This window comes from Micromonospora sp. NPDC047756, from assembly GCF_055587245.1.
Genome location: NZ_JBVJGQ010000009.1, coordinates 233,341 through 252,833, shown reverse-complemented (window position 1 = coordinate 252,833; position 19,493 = coordinate 233,341). Strand labels below are relative to the sequence as shown.

At 70.7% G+C, this 19,493-nt stretch carries 20 protein-coding genes; 12 read left to right on the top strand and 8 right to left on the bottom strand.

Features of this window, described 5'->3' with window-relative positions:
- Positions 1 to 61: 61 nt before the first annotated feature.
- Both ACZ6NZ_RS28800 and fabG read left to right on the top strand, forming a co-directional pair.
- Entirely contained in the window at positions 62 to 1,714 is a 1,653-nt protein-coding gene (locus tag ACZ6NZ_RS28800) for an alpha-amylase family protein (protein ID WP_465861134.1), read from the top strand.
- A 42-nt stretch (positions 1,715 to 1,756) separates the two neighbouring features.
- Positions 1,757 to 2,515: a 3-oxoacyl-ACP reductase FabG gene (gene fabG, locus ACZ6NZ_RS28795; protein ID WP_465861054.1), complete on the top strand. Its 759-nt coding sequence runs from the start codon at positions 1,757 to 1,759 to the stop codon at positions 2,513 to 2,515.
- Positions 2,516 to 2,608: 93 nt separating this feature from the next.
- Here the strand turns inward: fabG and ACZ6NZ_RS28790 are convergent, their stop codons facing one another.
- The 3 genes from ACZ6NZ_RS28790 to ACZ6NZ_RS28780 all read right to left on the bottom strand — a co-directional run bounded on the left by ACZ6NZ_RS28790 (position 2,609) and on the right by ACZ6NZ_RS28780 (position 3,866).
- A complete protein-coding gene (locus ACZ6NZ_RS28790) occupies positions 2,609 to 3,025 on the bottom strand; it encodes a hypothetical protein (RefSeq protein ID WP_366608013.1) in 417 nt (138 codons plus the stop codon).
- On the bottom strand, positions 3,018 to 3,410 hold the full coding sequence (locus tag ACZ6NZ_RS28785; RefSeq protein WP_465861053.1) for a hypothetical protein: 393 nt from the start codon (positions 3,408 to 3,410) through the stop codon (positions 3,018 to 3,020). The genes ACZ6NZ_RS28790 and ACZ6NZ_RS28785 overlap by 8 nt, the downstream gene beginning before the upstream one ends.
- A 129-nt stretch (positions 3,411 to 3,539) precedes the next feature.
- Positions 3,540 to 3,866, bottom strand: a complete 327-nt coding sequence (locus ACZ6NZ_RS28780; protein ID WP_465861052.1) for a cupin domain-containing protein — start codon at positions 3,864 to 3,866, stop codon at positions 3,540 to 3,542.
- A gap of 276 nt (positions 3,867 to 4,142) precedes the next feature.
- Here ACZ6NZ_RS28780 and ACZ6NZ_RS28775 point away from each other — a divergent pair, with 276 nt between their 5' ends.
- Positions 4,143 to 5,045 carry a Gfo/Idh/MocA family protein gene (locus ACZ6NZ_RS28775; protein ID WP_465861051.1) on the top strand — a complete coding sequence of 301 codons (903 nt, stop codon included), beginning with the start codon at positions 4,143 to 4,145 and terminating at the stop codon, positions 5,043 to 5,045.
- A 176-nt stretch (positions 5,046 to 5,221) separates the two neighbouring features.
- Here the strand turns inward: ACZ6NZ_RS28775 and ACZ6NZ_RS28770 are convergent, their stop codons facing one another.
- A complete protein-coding gene (locus ACZ6NZ_RS28770; RefSeq protein WP_465861050.1) occupies positions 5,222 to 5,413 on the bottom strand; it encodes a DUF2795 domain-containing protein in 192 nt (63 codons plus the stop codon).
- A gap of 128 nt (positions 5,414 to 5,541) precedes the next feature.
- Between ACZ6NZ_RS28770 and ACZ6NZ_RS28765 the strand changes: the two genes are divergently transcribed.
- Complete coding sequence (locus ACZ6NZ_RS28765) at positions 5,542 to 6,798, top strand: erythromycin esterase family protein (protein ID WP_465861049.1); 1,257 nt, start codon at positions 5,542 to 5,544, stop codon at positions 6,796 to 6,798.
- 102 nt (positions 6,799 to 6,900) lie between these two features.
- Here ACZ6NZ_RS28765 and ACZ6NZ_RS28760 read toward each other — a convergent pair whose 3' ends face one another.
- The 3 genes from ACZ6NZ_RS28760 to ACZ6NZ_RS28750 all read right to left on the bottom strand — a co-directional run bounded on the left by ACZ6NZ_RS28760 (position 6,901) and on the right by ACZ6NZ_RS28750 (position 10,280).
- Complete coding sequence (locus tag ACZ6NZ_RS28760) at positions 6,901 to 9,156, bottom strand: MMPL family transporter (RefSeq protein WP_465861048.1); 2,256 nt, start codon at positions 9,154 to 9,156, stop codon at positions 6,901 to 6,903.
- Positions 9,156 to 9,743, bottom strand: coding sequence for a TetR/AcrR family transcriptional regulator (locus tag ACZ6NZ_RS28755; RefSeq protein WP_366608020.1), 588 nt, complete (start codon positions 9,741 to 9,743; stop codon positions 9,156 to 9,158). Before ACZ6NZ_RS28755 ends, ACZ6NZ_RS28760 begins: the two co-directional genes overlap by 1 nt.
- Before the next feature lie 105 nt (positions 9,744 to 9,848).
- Positions 9,849 to 10,280 carry a winged helix-turn-helix transcriptional regulator gene (locus tag ACZ6NZ_RS28750; RefSeq protein WP_465861047.1) on the bottom strand — a complete coding sequence of 144 codons (432 nt, stop codon included), beginning with the start codon at positions 10,278 to 10,280 and terminating at the stop codon, positions 9,849 to 9,851.
- Positions 10,281 to 10,354: 74 nt separating this feature from the next.
- On the opposite strand from ACZ6NZ_RS28750, the gene ACZ6NZ_RS28745 reads away from it, so the two are divergent.
- From ACZ6NZ_RS28745 to ACZ6NZ_RS28725, 5 genes are all read left to right on the top strand, one after another.
- Positions 10,355 to 11,839: an MFS transporter gene (locus tag ACZ6NZ_RS28745; RefSeq protein WP_465861046.1), complete on the top strand. Its 1,485-nt coding sequence runs from the start codon at positions 10,355 to 10,357 to the stop codon at positions 11,837 to 11,839.
- A gap of 31 nt (positions 11,840 to 11,870) precedes the next feature.
- On the top strand, positions 11,871 to 12,830 hold the full coding sequence (locus tag ACZ6NZ_RS28740) for a DNA polymerase domain-containing protein (protein WP_465861045.1): 960 nt from the start codon (positions 11,871 to 11,873) through the stop codon (positions 12,828 to 12,830).
- 64 nt (positions 12,831 to 12,894) lie between these two features.
- Positions 12,895 to 13,344, top strand: coding sequence for a helix-turn-helix transcriptional regulator (locus tag ACZ6NZ_RS28735; RefSeq protein ID WP_366608023.1), 450 nt, complete (start codon positions 12,895 to 12,897; stop codon positions 13,342 to 13,344).
- A 5-nt stretch (positions 13,345 to 13,349) separates the two neighbouring features.
- The gene (locus ACZ6NZ_RS28730; protein ID WP_366608024.1) at positions 13,350 to 13,760 is read left to right on the top strand and encodes a VOC family protein; all 411 of its coding nucleotides are present in this window, start codon (positions 13,350 to 13,352) and stop codon (positions 13,758 to 13,760) included.
- 30 nt (positions 13,761 to 13,790) lie between these two features.
- A complete protein-coding gene (locus ACZ6NZ_RS28725) occupies positions 13,791 to 16,172 on the top strand; it encodes an ATP-binding cassette domain-containing protein (RefSeq protein WP_465861044.1) in 2,382 nt (793 codons plus the stop codon).
- 229 nt (positions 16,173 to 16,401) lie between these two features.
- On the opposite strand, the gene ACZ6NZ_RS28720 is transcribed toward ACZ6NZ_RS28725, so the two are convergent.
- Entirely contained in the window at positions 16,402 to 16,827 is a 426-nt protein-coding gene (locus ACZ6NZ_RS28720) for a hypothetical protein (protein ID WP_465861043.1), read from the bottom strand.
- A gap of 151 nt (positions 16,828 to 16,978) precedes the next feature.
- Between ACZ6NZ_RS28720 and ACZ6NZ_RS28715 the strand changes: the two genes are divergently transcribed.
- From ACZ6NZ_RS28715 to ACZ6NZ_RS28705, 3 genes are all read left to right on the top strand, one after another.
- A complete protein-coding gene (locus tag ACZ6NZ_RS28715) occupies positions 16,979 to 17,617 on the top strand; it encodes a DUF998 domain-containing protein (RefSeq protein WP_465861042.1) in 639 nt (212 codons plus the stop codon).
- Positions 17,618 to 17,659: 42 nt separating this feature from the next.
- Positions 17,660 to 18,031 carry a YciI family protein gene (locus ACZ6NZ_RS28710; protein WP_366608028.1) on the top strand — a complete coding sequence of 124 codons (372 nt, stop codon included), beginning with the start codon at positions 17,660 to 17,662 and terminating at the stop codon, positions 18,029 to 18,031.
- 64 nt (positions 18,032 to 18,095) lie between these two features.
- Entirely contained in the window at positions 18,096 to 19,334 is a 1,239-nt protein-coding gene (locus ACZ6NZ_RS28705) for an RNA polymerase sigma factor (RefSeq protein ID WP_465861041.1), read from the top strand.
- Positions 19,335 to 19,493 lie beyond the last annotated feature (159 nt).

The window sequence follows — 19,493 nt, the reverse complement described above, 5'->3', positions numbered from 1 at the left end:
GGCGGTCGCCGGTCGGTCCGGCTGGTTTGCCACGGTGATCAACTGGAGAGATTTCTTCGGCATGGGTGACCGTTGGTATTCCGAAGCCGTCGTCTACTGCCTCGACATCGACACGTTCGCCGACTCCGACGGCGACGGGGTCGGTGACATCCGTGGCCTGATCGGAAGGCTGGACTACCTGGCCCGCCTCGGCGTCACCTGCCTGTGGCTGCACCCGATCCACCCGTCACCCAACCGCGACGACGGCTACGACGCCACCGACTTCTACAACGTGGACCCGCGCTTCGGCACCCTCGGCGACTTCGCCGAGCTGCTGCACCAGGCGCAGAACCGGGGCATCCGCGTGATCATCGACCTGGTGGTCAACCACACCTCCGACGAGCACCCGTGGTTCCAGTCCGCCCGCTCCTCCCCCGACTCGCCCTACCGGGACTGGTACGTCTGGTCCGACACCGAGCCGGCCGACCGGCACCAGGGCATGGTCTTCCCCGGCGAGCAGGACGAGACCTGGAGCTACGACCGGACCGCCAAGGCGTGGTTCTACCACCGGTTCTACAAGTTCCAACCGGACCTCAACTTCGCCAACCCCCAGGTCCGGGCCGAAGTCAAGAAGATCATGTCGTTCTGGCTCCAGCTCGGCGTCTCCGGCTTCCGGATGGACGCGGTGCCGTTCATCATCGAGCTGACCGAGCCGGGCAACCCGAACTCCCCGAAGGACTTCGAGTTCCTCACCGAGATGCGCCAGCACGTCCAGTGGCGTCGCGGCGACGCCGTCCTGCTGGCCGAGGCGAACGTCGAGCCGGACCAGCTGCCGACGTTCTTCGGTGACGCCAGCGGTTCCGGCAACCGGATCCACATGCTGTTCGACTTCATGCTCAACGGGCGGCTCATGCTCGCCCTGGCCCGCGAGGACCCGGAGTCGCTGATCGAGGCGCTGCGCGACACCCCGAAGCTGCCGGTCGGCGGGCAGTGGGCCACCTTCCTGCGTAACCACGACGAGATCGACCTGTCCCGGCTGACCACCGAACAACGCAACCAGGTGTACGCGAAGTTCGGCCCGGACGAGAACATGCGCATCTACGACCGGGGCATTCGTCGCCGGCTCGCCCCGATGCTCGGCAACGACCGGCGGCACATCGAGCTGGCGTACGCCCTCCAGTTCTCCATGCGCGGCACGCCGGTGCTGCGCTACGGCGAGGAGATCGGGATGGGCGAGGACCTGTCGCTGCCCGGCCGTGAGGCGATCCGTACGCCGATGCAGTGGTCGTACCAGCCGAACGCCGGCTTCTCGACCGCGGACCCGGAGAAGCTGGTCCGTCCGGTGATCGACAAGGGTGAGTTCGGCTACCAGAACGTCAACGTCACGGCCCAGCGCGGCGACTCGAAGTCGCTGCTCGCCTGGTTCGAGCGCATGATCCGTACGCTGCGCGAGGCCCCGGAGATCGGCTCCGGCTCGACCACCCACATCGACGTGGCGATGCCGGCCGGAGTGCTCGCGCACCGGGCCGACGGGCCGACCGGCACGATGGTCTTCGTGCACAACCTTGGCACCGAGGACGTCGAGGTTGACCTCAGCAGCCTTGAGCCGGAGGCCGACCTGCCGATCGACGTGCTGGCCGACCGTGGCTACGGAGAGCTGGGCAAGCTCGGCGCGGTCAAGGTCTCGGGCCACGGATACCGGTGGATTCGCCTATGCCGGGGTCGGGGGTTCTGACGCTAAGCTCCTCCGATCACCCCAAGTTACCCGGAGGTAGTCATGTCGGAGGAGCCCCGCGTCGCCATCGTCACCGGAGCCGCGCGCGGTATCGGCGCGGCCACCGCCCGGCGGTTGGCCGCTGACGGGATGGCCGTCGCCGTGGTCGACATCGAGGAGGCGGCCACCAAGGAGACGGTGGACGCCATCGCCGGGGCCGGTGGCCGGGCGCTCGGAGTGGGCGCCGACGTGTCCGACCGCGACCAGGTCGAGGCTGCGGTGAGTCGCGTCGCCGGCGAGCTGGGCGCGCCCACGGTGCTGGTCAACAACGCCGGTGTGCTCCGCGACAACCTGCTGTTCAAGATGACCAGTGCCGACTGGGACACGGTGATGGGGGTGCACCTGCGCGGCGCGTTCCTGTTCAGCCAGGCCGCCCAGAAGCACATGGTGGACCGGAAGTGGGGGCGGATCGTCAACCTCTCCAGCACCTCCGCGCTGGGCAACCGGGGCCAGGCGAACTACGCCGCGGCCAAGGCCGGTCTCCAGGGCTTCACCAAGACGCTCGCCATCGAGCTGGGTCCGTTCGGGGTGACGGTGAACGCCGTCGCACCCGGCTTCATCGTCACCGACATGACAGCGGCCACCGCCGCCCGGATGAAGGTCGACTTCGACGACCTCCAGAAGCACGCCGCCGCCGAGATCCCGGTCCGCCGCCCGGGCCGCCCGGAGGACGTCGCGCACACCATCTCGTTCCTGGCGAGCGAGGGCGCCGGCTTCGTGTCGGGTCAGGTCATCTACGTCGCGGGCGGCCCACGGGACTGACCCGTACCCCCGACGAGGGCGCTCCGGCAGACCAGCCGGCGCCCTCGTCGCCGGGTCAGCCGAGAGCGCGTCGGGCGGGTGCGGCGCGGTGGGTCAGGCCGGTGCGCGGCGGGTGCGCCAGAGCCAGATCAGGCCGAGCACCGGCAGCACCAGCGGGATGTAGCCGTACCCGCTGCCGAACTGCGACCAGACCGTCTCGTCCGGGAAGAGATCCTTGTCGACCAGGCTCAGGACGCCGACCGCGACCACCCCGACCAGCTCCACCGAGCAGCACGCCAGCGCGACCCGACGGCCGGCGTGCCCGGCGCGGGCCAAACCCACCGCCGCCACGATGTAGATGAGCGCGGCCAGCCCGGAGAGCAGGTACGCCACCGGCGCCTCGTCGAACTTGGTGGCGATCTGCAAGCCCGCCCGACTCGTCGCCGCGATCGCGAAGAGCAGGTAGACGGCGATCAGCAGCCGACCCGGGCCGGAGTTCGTGCGCTGCCGAGCCGATCCTGTCTCAACCACCGAGCACCTCCCAGGTCTGCTGCAACCGGACCACCACCACCGGGGCCACCAGGCAGACCGCGCACACGATCGCCGAGCCCCAGCGGGTCGGTTCCATCCGGGCCAGCACCCAGGCCAGTGGCGGCAGACACACCAGCGTGACCAGATAGCCGAAGAAGGCGCCGGGCTCGCCGGGCCGATCCCCGCCGCCGACCGCGACGAGGGCCAGCACGCTCAACACCAGCAACGCCACTTCGAGTACGGCCAGACCGACGACCTGCACCCGGTCCGGCGGCCGGTGGCGTATCGCGGCCACCAGCGCCCACACCGCCACGAGCAGCGACAGCACGATCGGCACTGCCGCGACGATCCCGTCCACCGGCGAATCGACGCCCGCGCTGGTCACCGGCACCACCCGGTCGTTGCCTCGGTCACCGGCACAGCCTACTAACCGTCGTAGTACAGGGCTGCCCTGCCTCTGCGCGTGTGACGCGCGCCCGTCGAGGGCCCGCGGCCCATGCTCCTCGGGTTGGCGTCAGTCGCCGGCTTGCAGCCAGTAGACGGAGACGGCGAGGAGTGGGTCCGGTCCGTCGTTGCGAATCTGATGCGGCACCCCGCTGTCGAACGCCGCGACGTCGCCCGCCCGCAGGACGCGCGCCTGGTCGGCGAACGTCAGGGTTCCGACCCCGGACACGATGATCCACACCTCACGGGAGCGATGGACATCCAGGTCGTTGGAGGTGTTCGGGGCCACCGACCAGCGCGCGACCTCGAACGGGGCGGGCGCCGTCGACGGAAACGGCAGCAGCGCGCGGTGCACCGGGCCGCCCTCGGTGAAGTCGTACCAGTGGTCAAACGTCACGACACCGCTGGTGATCGCTGAATCCGAGCTCCGCATGTCGTCGAGACTGCCCCGCCGTACCTGGTCTGTCTGGCGGCGATCGGACCTGACACTGCCCGCAGCGGCGCGGCGGACCGCTGCTCACCGACAATCGGTCGGGTAGCTCGGCCACCGACCCGGAAATGCAAGGTGAGCTGCTTCGATTGGTCGAACCCGCCGCCGATCCGGCCGCCGGGGCGACTAGCGTGGATCACGTCCGTGGCGTTGTCGCGGTGCGGGGAAACAGCGGAGGTACACGTGCTGCGGTTCGGCTTGTTCGGCACCGGTCACTGGGCGATCGAGACGCACGGGAAGGCGCTGCACGCCCATCCCGACGCGGAGCTGGTCGGTGTGTGGGGTCGCAACCCGGAGCGGGCCTCCGCGCTGGCCGAGCGGTACGGGGTGCCCGCCTACGCCGACGTCGACGCGCTCATCGAGCAGTGCGAGGCGATCGCCGTCGCCCTGCCGCCGGACATCCAGGCCGACATCGCGGTCCGGGCGGCCCGCGCCGGTCGGCACCTGCTGCTGGACAAGCCGCTGGCGCTCAGCGTGACCGACGCCGACCGGGTCGTGGCCGCCGCGGAGGAGTCCGGGGTCGCTTCGGTCGTCTTCTTCACCCAGCGGTTCCAGCCGAACGTGACGGCGTTCCTCGCGGCCACCGCCGCCGCCGGGGGCTGGCAGCACGGCCGAACCACCGCGTTCGCCTCGATCTTCCAGGACGGCAGCCCGTACGGCGGCTCGTTGTGGCGTCGGGAGCACGGGGCGCTGTGGGACATCGCCCCGCACGCGCTCTCGATCCTCCTGCCGGTGCTGGGCCGGGTGACGCAGGTGGCCGCGATGGACGGCCCGAGCGGGATGGTGCATCTGCTGCTCACCCACGAGGGCGGCGCCACGAGCAGCGCCTCGCTCTCCCTGGACGCCCCGACCGAGTCGATGGCCCGGGAGTTCGTGTTCTACGGCGAGAACGGCATCGAGAACGTTCCGGTCGGTGAGAACGACGCCGCCACCGCGTTCGGCGTCGCCATCGACCAACTCGTCGAGCAGGTGCGGGCGGGGACTCGGGACCACCGCTGCGACGTCCGCTTCGGCCGCGAGGTCGTCGCCATCATCGCCGCCGCCGAAACCGCCCGAACCGAATCCCGCACCATCCCCCTCCCCTAAACCCCCCACCCCCACCCCGACTCCCACCCCACCTGCCGTCGCCCGCCTCCACCCCCCGTCGCCCCGGTGATCATGAAGTTAGCGGCGCGACACGCCGTGGCGGGTGGCAATAACCTCATGATCACCGGGGCGGGGCGGGGCGGGGCGGGGCGGGGCTGGGAAGGGTGGGGGTGGGTTTAGGTGGGGGTGGACAGGGCGGCGTTGAGTTCGTCCGGGTTGTTGAACTGCTCGGGTGGTAGGGCCTGGAGCATCTGCAACATTGCCGTGCTGGCCCCGTTCTCCTGACCCCAGCGGATCAGGTCCTCCCGGGAGACCGGGTAGTCGAGCCCGGCCAGGTACTCCTGCAACTGAACCCCGGTGACGGTCATGTCGGCCGGCTACCCGCTCGCGGTGGTCGTACACAGGGTGGGTTGGAGCCCACGACGGCCCGGCGGCCGGCGTGTCGGCCCGCGACGCGCGCACGGTTTGCCGCTGCGGCGGTCGGGTAGCCGCTGGCATGCTGGTTCAGCGGCTCGGCGCGCCGAGCGATTTCGACCCGTTGCTGGAGCGCGTTCGCAACGCCCGGGTGGTGATGATCGGCGAGTCCACCCACGGCAGTTACGACTACTACCGGTTGCGCGAGCAGCTCACCCGCCGGTTGATCGCGGAGTGTGGTTTCTCCTTCGTCGCGGTGGAGGGTGACTGGCCCGACTGCGACCGGGTGCACCGGTCGGTGACGGCCGCGCCGGGTGGCGCGCTCGACCCGCAGCTCGCACTCGACCAGTTTGAGCGATGGCCGACCTGGATGTGGGCCAATGCCGAGGTGGCCCGGTTCGCCAGCTGGCTGCGGGCCTGGAACGTGGAACTGCCGGAGGAGCAACGGGCCGGGTTCCACGGCCTCGACGTGTACAGCCTCTGGGAGTCGATGCAGGCGATCTTCGACTACCTGGGGGAGGAGGACCCGAAGTCGCTGGAGGCGGCGCAGGACGCCTACCGGTGTTTCGAGCCGTACGGCAAGAGGGTCGAGGAGTACGGCGCGGCCAGCCGCTTCGTCTCCGCCCGGTGCGAGGAGGAGGTCGTCCGGTTGCTCGCCCGGACCCGTGAACACGCCCTCTCCGACGGCCCGGACAGCTTCTCGGCCTGGCAGAACGCGGAGGTGGTGGCCGGCGCCGAGCGCTACTACCGGGCGATGGTGGCCGGTGGGCCGGATTCGTGGAACATCCGCGACACCCACATGCAGGACACCCTGGACCGGCTGTTGGGCCGGTACGGCCCGGACGCGCGGGGAGTCGTCTGGGCGCACAACACGCACGTCGGAGATGCGCGGGCCACCGACATGGCCGCCGACGGGATGGTCAACCTTGGTCAGTTGGCGCGGGAGCGGCACGGCGAGGACTCGGTGGCCCTGGTCGGCTTCGGCAGCTACCGGGGCACGGTGATCGCCGCGCCCCGCTGGGGTTCACCGCCTGAGGCGATGGTGGTGCCCCCGGCTCGGGAGGGCTCGGTCGAGCGGCGGTTGCACGAGCTGATGCCGGAGCGGGCGGTGCTGATCTTCGGCGGCGACGATCAGCCGGGCTGGGTCACCGAGACCGTGGACCACCGGGCGATCGGGGTCGTCTACGACCCGTCGTTCGAGTCCTGGGGCAACTACGTGCCCACCCGGCTGGGTGACCGCTATGACGCCTTCATCTGGTGTGACGACACCACGGCTCTGCACCCGCTACCGGTGCCGGCGGCCCCCGGCGAGATGCAAACCTACCCAGCCGGAGTCTGACCGGCGTCTGCTGGAGTCGACCATGGAGTTGTGGTGCTGGACGAAGGCCCCTGATCGGGGCGCAACGGGCACCACAACTCCATGATCGACCGCGGAGGTGCGTTAGACGTGCGTGGGGGTGCGGTCTTCCAGGTGGGTACGCAGGCCTTCGCCTTCGATGTCCACGTTGGGCAGCGCGCGGTTGAGCCAGCGGGGCAGCCACCAGGCGCGGTCGCCGAGGAGCGACATGACCGCCGGGACGATGGTCATCCGGACCACGAACGCGTCGATGGCGACGCCGATGGCGAGCGCGAAGCCCATCGACTTGATCACCGGGTCCTCCAGGAAGACGAAGCCCCCGAAGACCGAGATCATGATCAGCGCGGCGGCCGTGACCACCCGTGCGCCGTGTCCCATGCCGCTGATGGTGGCCTGTCGGGCCGTCTCACCGTGGACGAAGTCCTCCCGCATACGGGACACCAGGAACACCTCGTAGTCCATGGCGAGCCCGAACAGGATGCCGATGAGCAGGATCGGCAGGAAGCTGATCAGCGGGCCGGGGGTGTCCAGGCCGACGAGGTCGGCGAGGTGCCCCTGCTGGAAGACGGCCACCGTGATGCCGAACGTGGCGGCGACGGTGAGCAGGAAGCCCAGCGCCGCCTTGATCGGCACCAGCAGCGAGCGGAACACCAGCATCAGCAGCAGCACCGAGAGCCCGACCACCAGCAGCAGGTAGATCGGTAGCGCGTCGGAGAGCTTCTCGGAGACGTCGATGCCGATGGCGGTGACGCCGGTGAGCAGCACGTCCGCGTCGGGGATTCCGCTCACCGCGCCACGGATGTCGTGCACCAGCGTCTCGGTGGCCTCGTCGGTCGGGCCGGTCTTCGGCACCACGCCGAGCAGCGCGGTCCGACCATCCGGGCTGAGCTGGGGCGGCGCCACCGCGAGGACGTTCTCGGTTCGCTGGAGCAGGGCGGTGACCTGCGGCACGGCCGCCGAGGTCGCCTGCGGGCTGTCACCGGCGACCACCACCGCGAGCCGGCCGGTGAAGCCCGGACCGAAGCCCTCGACGGTCAGGTCGTTCGCCACCCGGGCGGGTGAGCCGACGGCGGCCGTCGCGGCGCCCGGCAGGGCCAGCCGCATGTCCGGCGTGGGCAGCGCGAGCAGCCCCAGGCCGAGCAGACCGACCAGGATGACCGGTACGCGGAACCGCGTGATCAGTCGCGCCCAGCGGAAACCGAACCGGTTGCGCTCGTCGGTCGTGGTCGGCGTCGCGGCCGGCCGGTCGGTGACGTCCGAGTCGTCCTCGTCGGTGGCGGTGCCGTCGGTGGCGGTGCCGTCAGCGGCGGTCCCGTCGGTGGAGACGGAGCGGAGCCGGCGGGGGAGCACCCGGCGACCGGCGAAGCCGAGCAGCGCCGGCTGAAGGGTGATGGCGACCAGCACGGCGACGGTGACCGTGCCGGCGGCGGCGAGACCCATCACGGTGAGGAACGGGATGTCCACCACGGCGAGCCCGGCCAGGGCGATGACAACCGTGGCGCCGGCGAAGACCACTGCCGAGCCGGCGGTACCCACGGCCCGGCCGACCGCCTCCTCCGGGGACAGGCCGTCGAGCAGGTTCTGCCGGTGCCGGGAGGTGATGAAGAGCGAGTAGTCGATGCCGACCGCGAGACCGAGCATCAGCGCCAGGATCGGCGCGGTGCTGGTGAGCTGGACGGCGCCGCTCAGCGCGAAGAGCCCGGCCATGCCGGCGCCCACGCCGATCAGCGCGTTGAGCATCGTCATGCCGGCGGCGACCAGGGAACCGAAGGTGATGATCAGGACGATCGCGGCGACCAGCACGCCGAGCGCCTCGGTGGAGCCGATCTCCGGCTCACCTCCGAGCACCTCACCGCCGGGGGCGACCTGCCAGCCCTGTGCCCTGGCCGCCGCGCCCACCTCCTCGTACGCGGTGCGTTGGTCGTCGGTCACGTCGTCACCGCCGGTGGCGAACTGGACCTGGACCAGCGCGTACCGGCCGTTGGGTGAGACCGCGCCGACCTGGAGCGGATTGACCGCCCCGACCACGCCGGGCAGTGCCGACGCCTCCTGGACCAGCTCCTGCACCACGGCCTGGCCCTGCGGGGTGGCCAGTTGGCCGTCGGCGGGCGCCTTGACCGTGATGGTGCCGGTGGCGCCGCTGGCCGCGGGGAACTGGTCCGCCAGCAGGTCGAGCGCGCGCTGGCTCTCGGTGCCGGGCATTGTGAAGTTGCTCGCCGTCGGGCCGCGCAGGGTCGCCGCGGCCAGGCCAGCGACGACGAGTACGACGAGCCAGAGCGCGACGACGAGCCGTCGCCGGCGCAACGCGCCCCGGCCGAGCCGGTAGAGCAGGGTGGCCATCAGGAGTCCTTGTCCTCGGTCGTGGGTGGATGGGGCACTGGTGCGTCGACGGGTTCGACGGCCCGTCGGGCGAGGGTGAGCAGGGCGAGGCGCAGTTCGTCGTCGGGGATGTCGGCGAACTCGGCGCACGCCTCGGAGATGCCGGCGAGCAGCACCAGCGCGGCGATCCGGGCGCCTGGCCGGTCGGAGTGCCCGGCGAGGGCGTCCCGCAGCCGGTCGGAGATCTCCTGGATGTGCGCGAAGGCGGGCTGGCACAGCAGCTCCGGGAACTCGCCGCGCAGGACGGCGATCTCCTGTCGGAACCGCACCGCGAGGTCGACGAAGCCCTGTGCGGCAACCTCCTGGGCGGCCGCCCCGGTCAGGCCGTTGAGCTGGTCGTCGAGGCTGCGAAGCACCTCGATCGCGGGTGCCATCAGTTCGGCGAGCAGGGCTTCCTTGTTGGCGAAGTGGTAGAGCACGGTGGCCTTGGAGCAGCCGACCTCCCGGGCGATGTCCTGCAGAGAGGTGCCCCGGTAGCCGGTCACCGTGAACCGCCGCGCCGCCGCGGCGAGAATCTCGCCGTGCGTGTCGGGTACCGCTCTGCCCATGCCCGGTCCACCTCCCGCAGACCAGCATGCCTGACCGATCGGTCAGACCCTGACCGATCGGTCAGATGGAAGCGGTGGCGTTCACCACACTCCTGGCGGGTTTCGTCAGACGTGCTCGGCGTCGTACCTGGTCCGGGCCGCAGCGATGGCTCGCCGGTGCCGCTCGGCCCAACTGGTCAGCGCGACCAGCGACTCGTAGAGCTCCAGCGCCATCGGGGTGGCCATGTATTCGACCTTGGGCGGGACGGTCGGATAGACGGTGCGGTGCAGCAGGCCGTCCCGCTCCAGGTTGCGCAGCGTCAGCGTGAGCATCCGACGGCTGATCCCCTCGATGTGCCGCTCCAGTTCGGTGAAGCGCACCGGGCCGTGGGAGGCGGCCACCAGGATGCCGATGCTCCACTTGCCGCCGACCCGGTCGAGCACCTCGCGGACGGTGCACGCGCGAGCCTGACCGGGGGTGAACGGCACGTTCTCGGCCGAGCAGGTCAGCTCGGCCTTGACCAGCGCGGACACATCGCTGTTCCTCTGGGACATCAAAGTGCCTCCTTCCGCCGCGGTTAATGGTCACAGACGATGACCTCGGTAACAAAACGTGCACCAAGGAGGGTTCCGTGGAACGTGTCGTCCCATCCCGTTGGCCGGCGCTGCTGGTGCTCTGCGCTGGCAGCCTGATGATCATTCTCGACGGCACCGTCGTCGCGGTGGCGCTGCCCGCCATCCAACGCGACCTGGGCTTCAGCGCCGCCGGCATGGCCTGGGTGGTGAACGCCTACCTGGTCGCGTTCGGCGGGCTGCTGCTGCTCGCCGGTCGGCTCGGAGACCTGCTGGGCCGGCGCGCGGTCTTCCTGGCCGGCGTCACGATGTTCACCGTCGCCTCGCTGGCCTGCGCGGTCGCCACCGGGCCGGCCCTGCTGGTGGGCGCGCGGTTCGGGCAGGGCGTCGGCGGCGCTCTGGCCATGGCGGTCAGCCTCGGCATGATCGTCCGGCTCTACCCCGAAGCGGCCGAGCGGGCCCGCGCCATCGCCGTCTTCAGCTTCACCGGCGCGGCCGGTGCGTCGGTCGGCACGGTCGCCGGAGGGGTGCTCACCGAGGCCGCCGGATGGCGGACCATCTTCCTGGTCAACGTGCCGATCGGGGCGGTCATCCTCGTCGCGGCCCTGCGCCGGCTGCCGGCCGAACGAGGGTTCGGCCTGCGCGCTGGCCTGGACCTGCCCGGCGCGCTGCTGGCCACCGCCGGTCTGATGGCCGCGGTGCTGGGCATCGTCGGAACGGGCGAGCACGGCTGGACCAGCCCCCGGACGCTCGGCGCGGTGGCCCTCGCGGTGCTGCTGCTCGGTGGGTTCGCGCTGCGCCAACGGGTGGCGGCGGCCCCGCTCGTGCCGCCCCGGGTGCTGCGCGTCCCGGGCCTGGTGGCCGCGAACGCCGTGCAGTTCCTCATGGTCTGCGCGTACTTCGGGTTCCAGTTCCTGCTCGCCGTGGAGCTGCAACTGGTGCTGGGGTTGGACGCCGCCGCGACCGGCTGGGCCTTCCTGCCCACCCCTGTCGTGATCGCCGTGGTCTCGCTCGGCCTGGCCGGTCGACTGATCGCCCGCTTCGGTGCCCGGATGGTCCTGCTGGTCGGGCTCGGCCTGGCGAGTGTCGGCTTCCTCCTGCTCGCCCGGCTGCCCGTCGACGGCGCCTACGTCGCTGACGTACTCCCCGCGATGTTGATCTTCGGGGTGGCCGGCGGGCTGACCCTGCCCGCGGTCACCACGGTGGCCATGGCCGGCGCGACCGACACCGACGCCGGGCTCGCCTCCGGCCTGGCCAACACCACCCAACAGGTGGGCGGAGCGGTCGGCCTCGCCGCGCTGGCCACAGTCGCCGCCACCCGCGCCGACGGGCTGCGGGCCGCCGGCTGGGCCGAGACCGCCGCGCTCGCCGGCGGGTACCGGACGGCGTTCGCCGTGGCCACGGGTCTCGTGGTCGCCGCGTGGCTGGTGGCGCTGACCACAGTGCCCCGACACCCGGCCCAGCCGTCGCCGGCGGCCGATGAGTCGGAACCGGCCGGGGTGGGCGCCGGAATCGATCCGGCCCGAAGCGCCGCGTCCAGTTGACCGACGGCGGTGCGGCCGGGAGGGTGATCGGGTGAGCAAGGCTGACGAGACCCGGGACGGCGTGGCCCTGACCAACCTGGACCAGCCGCTGTCCGACCGCGACGACGCGACGAAGCGTGACCTGGTCGACTACCTCGACGCGGTCGCCGACCGGATCCTCCCGCAGTTGCGGGGCCGGCCGCTGTCGGTGATCAGGGTCCGTCCCGGCCAGCCGCCGTTCATGCAGAAGAATCTGCCCCGCTACACCCCGGACTGGGTCCGCCGAGCCCCGGTCTGGGCGGAGGCGTCGCACCGGGAGATCTCCTACGCCCTCTGCGACGACCGCCGCACCCTGCTCTGGTTCGCCAACCAGCGGGCGGTGGAGTACCACCCGACGCTGGCCACCGTGGCGGATCTGCATCGCCCGACCCACCTGATCCTCGACCTGGACCCGCCGGACGGCGACGGGTTCCGCGCGGCGGTCGACGCCGCCCTGCTGGTCCGTCAGGCGCTCGCCGACGCCGGCCTGGCCGGCGCGGTCAAGACCAGCGGCGCCAAGGGCGTGCACGTCTTCGTTCCGGTGAGCGACGAACCAACGGCCGAGGAGTTGGCCGCCGCCACCCGGGCGCTCGCCGTCCGCGCCGAGCGGCTCGACCCGGCGCTGGCCACCACCGCCTACATCAAGGAGGACCGGGGCGGCCGGGTCTTCGTGGACGCCACCCGGGCGGGCGGAGCGACGGTGGCCGCCGCGTACAGCCCCCGGCTGCGCCCCGGGATGCCGGTCTCGTTCCCGGTCGACTGGGCGGACCTGACCGAGGTGACCCCCGCCGACTTCACCATCCGGACCGCGCCCGCACTGCTCGTTGACGGCGACCCGTGGGCCGCGCTGATGCCGGCCGCGCAACAGCTCCCCGCCGACCTGGTGGCCGAGGGCCGGACCATCCCGGTGGCCCGGGTGCAGGCCATGCACGAGGGGAAGCGCCGGGCCCGCGCCCGCCGCGAGGCTGGCTGACCGGCCCGCCGGCCCCCGCCCGGGGTGCGGCGGATTGTCGGTGGGTTGTGGCACGATTTCGCGGGTGAGCAGCAAATCCGACGTTACCCAGCGACTGGCCGACCTGGCGCGGCTGCGCCGGGTCCGCGACCGGATCGACCGGGAGTACGCGTCTCCGTTGGACGTCGAGGCGCTCGCCCGTGGCGCACACATGTCGGCCGGGCACCTCAGCCGTGAGTTCCGGCTCGCCTATGGTGAATCTCCCTACAGCTACCTCATGACCCGGCGGATCGAGCGGGCGATGGCCCTGTTGCGCCGTGGCGACCTGAGCGTCACCGACGTCTGTTTCGCTGTCGGTTGTTCGTCGTTGGGCACCTTCAGCACCCGCTTCACCGAGCTGGTGGGCGTGCCGCCCAGCGTCTACCGGCGGCAGGCGGCACAGGCGACGGCCGGCATGCCGTCGTGCGTGGCGAAGCAGGTGACCAGACCGGTCAGGAATCGAGAAGCGCGGGTCGCCGAGCCGCAACTAGCGTGACCAGCATGGACATCACCATTCATTCGAGTTTCCTGCCGCACACCGACCCGGAGGCCTCGCTGGCCTTCTACCGCGACGTCCTCGGCTTCGAGGTCCGCCTCGACGTCGGGTACGAGGGGATGCGGTGGATCACGGTCGGGCCGGTCGGCCAGCCCAGCACCGCCATCGTCCTGCACCCGCCGGCCGCCAACCCCGGCATCACCGACGACGAGCGGCAGACCATCCTTGAGCTGATGGCCAAGGGCAGCTACTTCGGCGTCAACCTCGCCACCACCGACCTCGACGCGACCTTCGCCAAGCTGGAGGCCAGCGACGCCGAGGTCGTCCAGGAGCCGACCGACCAGCCGTACGGCGTGCGCGACTGTGCCTTCCGGGACCCGGCGGGCAACATGGTCCGCATCCAGGAAGTGCGCTGAGTCCTGCGCGCCCGAGGAGATGGAGACACGATGAGCACGGCCATCCAGCCGTCCGCGCCGCACGTCGCCGACAGCCACGACCTGATCCGGGTGCAGGGCGCGCGGGTGAACAACCTCAGGGACGTCAGCGTCGAGATCCCGAAGCGGCGGCTGACGGTGTTCACCGGCGTCTCCGGCTCCGGCAAGAGCTCGCTGGTGTTCGGCACCATCGCGGCCGAGTCGCAGCGGATGATCAACGAGACCTACAGCGCCTTCGTGCAGGGCTTCATGCCGACGTTGGCGCGGCCCGAGGTCGACCTGCTGGATGGCCTGACGACGGCGATCATCGTCGACCAGGAGCGGTTGGGCGCGAACTCCCGCTCCACCGTCGGCACCGCCACCGACGCCAACGCGATGTTGCGCATCCTGTTCAGCCGGCTCGGGCAGCCGCAGATCGGCTCGCCCAACGCGTACTCCTTCAATGTTCCCTCGGTGAAGGCGACCGGGGCGATCACCGTCGATCGCGGCGCCGGCAAGACGAAGACCGAGAAGGCGACCTTCAACCGTCTCGGCGGCATGTGCCCGCGGTGCGAGGGCATGGGTGCGGTGACCGACATCGACCTGTCGGCGCTCTACGACGACAACCTCTCGCTCAACGAGGGTGCGATCACCATCCCGGGTTACAGCATGGAGGGCTGGTTCGGCCGGATCTTCCGGGGTTGCGGCTACTTCGACCCGGACAAGCCGATCGCCAAGTTCACCAAGCGGGAGCTGCACGACCTGCTCCACCGGGAGCCGACCAAGATCAAGATCGACGGGATCAACCTGACCTACTCGGGCCTCATCCCGTCGATCCAGAAGTCCTTCCTCGCCAAGGACATCGACGCCCTGCAGCCGCACATCCGCGCCTTCGTGGAGCGCGCGGTGACCTTCACGACCTGCCCCGAGTGTGCCGGCACCCGGCTCAGCAAGGAGGCCCGGTCCTCGAAGATCAAGGGCAGGAACATCGCCGACGCGTGCGCGATGCAGATCAGCGACCTGGCCACCTGGGTACGCGGGATCGAGGAGCCGTCGGTGGCCCCGCTGCTGGCCGGCCTGCAACATCTCCTCGACTCGTTCGAGGAGATCGGGCTGGGCTACCTGTCCCTCGATCGACCGTCGGGCACCCTCTCCGGCGGCGAGGCGCAGCGCACCAAGATGATCCGCCACCTCGGCTCCTCGCTCACCGACGTCACCTACGTCTTCGACGAGCCGACGATCGGGCTGCACCCGCACGACATCCAACGGATGAACGAGCTGCTGCTCCAGCTGCGCGACAAGGGCAACACCGTGCTGGTCGTGGAGCACAAGCCGGAGGCCATCGCCATCGCCGACCACGTCGTCGACCTCGGGCCCGGCGCGGGCACGGAGGGCGGGACGGTCTGCTACGAGGGCACTGTGGAGGGTCTGCGGGTCAGCGGCACCATCACCGGCCGCCACCTCGACGACCGGGCGGCCCTCAAGGAGACGGTGCGGACGCCCACCGGCAAGCTGGAGATCCGCGGCGCCACCGCCAACAACCTCCAGGACGTGGACGTCGACGTACCCCTCGGGGTGCTCGTCGTCGTGACCGGCGTCGCCGGCTCCGGCAAGAGTTCGCTGGTGCACTCCTCGATCCCGGCCGGCGCGGGCGTGGTAGCGATCGACCAGGGCGCGATCCGCGGCTCACGGCGCAGCAACCCCGCCACCTACACCGGGTTGCTCGACCCGATCCGTAAGGCGTTCGCGAAGGCCAACGGGGTGAAGCCGGCGCTGTTCAGCGCCAACTCCGAGGGCGCCTGCCCGAGCTGCAACGGCGCCGGCGTCATCTACACCGACCTGGGGATGATGGCGGGCGTCGCCGCGCCCTGCGAGGACTGCGAGGGCAAGCGGTTCCAGGCGTCGGTGCTGGAATACCGCTTCGGCGGCCGCGACATCAGCGAGGTGCTCGCGATGTCGGTGACGGAGGCCGAGAAGTTCTTCGGCGCCGGCGAGGCGCGTACGCCGGCGGCGCACGCCATCCTCGAACGGCTCGCCGACGTCGGGCTCGGCTACCTGAGCCTGGGGCAGCCGCTCACGACCCTCTCCGGCGGTGAGCGGCAACGGCTCAAGCTGGCCACCCACATGGCCGAGAAGGGCGGCGTCTACGTCCTCGACGAGCCGACCACCGGCCTGCACCTGGCCGACGTCGAGCAACTGCTCGGCCTGCTCGACCGCCTGGTCGACGCCGGCAAGTCGGTGATCGTCATCGAGCACCACCAGGCGGTCATGGCGCACGCCGACTGGATCATCGATATCGGCCCCGGCGCCGGCCACGACGGTGGCCGGATCGTCTTCGAGGGCACACCCACGGATCTCGTCGCCGCCCGCTCCACCCTCACCGGCGAGCACCTGGCGGCGTACGTCGGCGGCTGACCGGCCGCCTCCGTCACCATTGTGGCGGGTGTCGCGCCAACACGATGAAGGCTCCTGACCGAATCTGCCCGAGGTAAACGCGAAGGGGCCGGCCGTCCCGTCTCGACGGCCGACCTGCGCACCCCCGACGACCATGAGGTTCGCAAGGGCAGGACGACACGCCCGGAGCGCATTGTCTTTTCGAGGAGACGATGGCTCCGGGCGATCGGGTCGGTGCGGCTTTCAGGTCTCAGATCCGGGTCATAGTGGAGGTGTAGCCGCCTCCGCCGGGGTAGGTCCATTCGCCGGTGACCGTGGTGTCGTCGGTGCTGAAGGTGCCCTCGTAGTAGGCCGGGCTGCCTTTCGCGCCGGCCCAGATGGTCAGCTTGTCGCCGACGAGTTCGTAGACGTAGTCGAAGGTGTTGCCGGCCGTGTCGTAGAACCGCGACGCCACATCCGCGCCGACCGGCTCACCGAACGGGTGCAGATTGCCGATGACCTCCAGACCGGTGACGGGTTGGTCGAACTGGCTCAGTTCGACGTGCTGGAGCAGGAAGAACCGGCCGGCCATCCACTCGTACCGCACGGTTCCCTCGGCGCCGCCGGTCACCGACCAGGTGCCGACCAGACGGTCCAGGGCGGCCAGTTCGGCGCTCGGCTGGATGTTCTCAGACATCGTGTCCTCCTCGGGCGGGTTGTTGCCGGTACCTCGGAGGCGACGCCCGGGCTTTGACGTCGACGTCAGGTGAGCTGGGTCACGCTCCCGGAATGTCAAAGTTCACGGTGCGGCCACGAGGTAGCGACAAGCACCCACCAAGGAGGAAGTCATGGCCACCATCGCCGCCGTTCCCGCCGAACGCCGCTCGTCCGACCGCCTGCTCCTCGCCGGCGGCCTCGCCGGACCGGTCTTCTTCGCCTCGGCCGTGACGCAGATGCTCACCCGGGAGGGCTACGACATCACCCGGCATCCGATCAGCCAACTGGCCACCGGAAGTCTCGGCTGGATCCAGATCGTCACGTTCGTGCTCGCCGGGCTCGGCGGGGTCGCCCTCGCCCTCGGTGTCCGACGCACGCTCACCGAGGGAACCGGGCGGCGTGTACTGCCAATCTTCATCGGGATCTTCGGCGCCGGACTCATCGCGGCCGGGGTGTTCACCATGGATCCTGAATACGGCTTCCCGGTAGGGACCCCTGACGGGCCGGTCGGCGAGATGTCCTGGCACAGCATCGCGCACTCGGCGGCGGCCGCCATCGCCTTCACCGCGCTGGCCGTCGCCGCCATCGTGCTCACCATCCGGCACGTCCGCCGTCGGGCCACCCTGCCGGCGGTGCTGAACGGCCTCGTCGCGCTCATCCTGCTGACGCCGATGTCGCCGAACCACATGAGCATCCAGATCGCCGTGAACGGCCTGGTCGCCTTCACCTGGACGACGGTCGTCGCCCTCTCCCTGCGCCGTACGAGCTGATCGGCGTAGCGTGATCCGAGCCCCGCGAACACGAGGATGATCATGAAATACCTGCTGCTCAGCTACACGCCGGCCGCCGCCTGGGACGCCGCGACGGCCGACACCCCGTCCGAGGAGGCGCTTGCCGCGTTCGCCGCGTACCAGCGGTTCGAACGGGAGCTGATCGAAACCGGCGAGTTCCTCAGCAGCGAGGGACTCGGTCACCCGGTGGTCAGCACCACGGTCCGCAAGACCCCGACCGGCGTGGTGGCCACCGACGGCCCGTTCGTCGAGCTCAAGGAGGTCCTGGCCAGCTTCGCGGTGATCAACGTGGACAACCAGGAACGCGCCGTCGAGATCGTCTCGCGAATGGTCGAGGTTCTGGGCGAGCCGATGGAGATCCGGCCGATAATGGGCGCGGACTTCGCGGCGTGACCCTCTGCATCCAGCGTCGCCGGACGGCGGCAGACGCGGAGGGCACACGAACGGCAGCACCCGCGTGACACCGAACGTCGAGCACCTGCTGCGCACCGAGGCGCCGCAGGTCCTCGGCGCGTTGGTGCGGCGCTTCGGCCACTTCGATATCGCCGAGGACGCGGTACAGGAGGCAATGCTCGTCGCGAGCCGGGCGTGGCCGACAGACGGAGTGCCGGAGAACCCGCGCAGCTGGCTGATCCGGATCGGGTACCGGAGGATGGTCGACCTGCTTCGCACCGATCAGGCCCGGCGCCGCCGCGAGCGGCACGCCGGCATGAGCGAGCTGGCGATGCGGGACCCGAGCCGCCAGGCGGGTCCTGCGCTGGAAACCGACGACAGCCTCACCCTCCTGTTGCTGTGCTGTCACCCCACGCTGAGCCCGACCTCCCAGGTGGCGCTCACGCTGCGCGCGGTCGGCGGCCTGACGACCACGGAGATCGCACACGCGCATGGGACGACCGAGAACACCATGGGCGCCCGGATCAGCCGGGCCAAGCAGCAACTGGCCCGCGCCGGTGCCCGGTTCACCCCGCCGACCGACGCCGACCGCGACAGCCGGATGAACGCCGTCATGCAGGTGCTCTACCTGATCTTCAACGAGGGCTACACCGCCTCCGCCGGGGACGAACTCACCCGCGTGGACCTGACCCGCGAGGCAATCCGGCTGACCCGCATGCTCCGCGACTCCCTGCCGGACGACCCCGAGGTGACCGGGCTGCTCGCCCTGATGCTGCTCACCGAGTCGCGGCGCGCTGCCCGTACCGACGGGGACGTGTTGGTGCCGCTGGACGAGCAGGACCGGACACGGTGGGATCCCGAGCTGATCCGCGAGGGCATCGGGCTTATCCACAACGTCTGGCGGCGGCGTGAGGTCGGCACGTACCAGCTGCAGGCCGCGATCGCGGCCGTGCACGCCGCCGCCGCGTCGCCGGACCAGACGGACTGGCCCCAGATCGCGGCCCTGTACCTGGGACTGGAACGGCTCAGTCCGACCGCGCCGGTACGGCTCAGCCGGGTGGTCGCAGTCGCGCACGCGTACGGGCCGGGCCGAGGGCTGGCCTTGCTAGACGACCTCAACCGCAGCTACCACCTGGACGAGGACCCGCTGACCCGACAGCGCGAACGCGCGATCCGCGCACATCTGCTCGAGATGACCGGTGACACGGCCGGCGCGGCGGCCTGGTATCGCGAAGCAGCTTCCCTGACCCGGAACCAGGTCGAACAGCGATACCTCCAACGCCGAGCCCACCGCCTCGGCTGACCAATTGTCGGCCGACGTCCGCACATCGGCAGATCCGGATGCCGAGCCCCGCTTCGTCGGACGGTCGCGTGTCACACAGCGTCACCTACCGGGGCGGCCCGCCTGTCCCAACCGTCTCCAGCAGCCCACCAACGGGAGGCTGGCTGACCCTGATGCGGC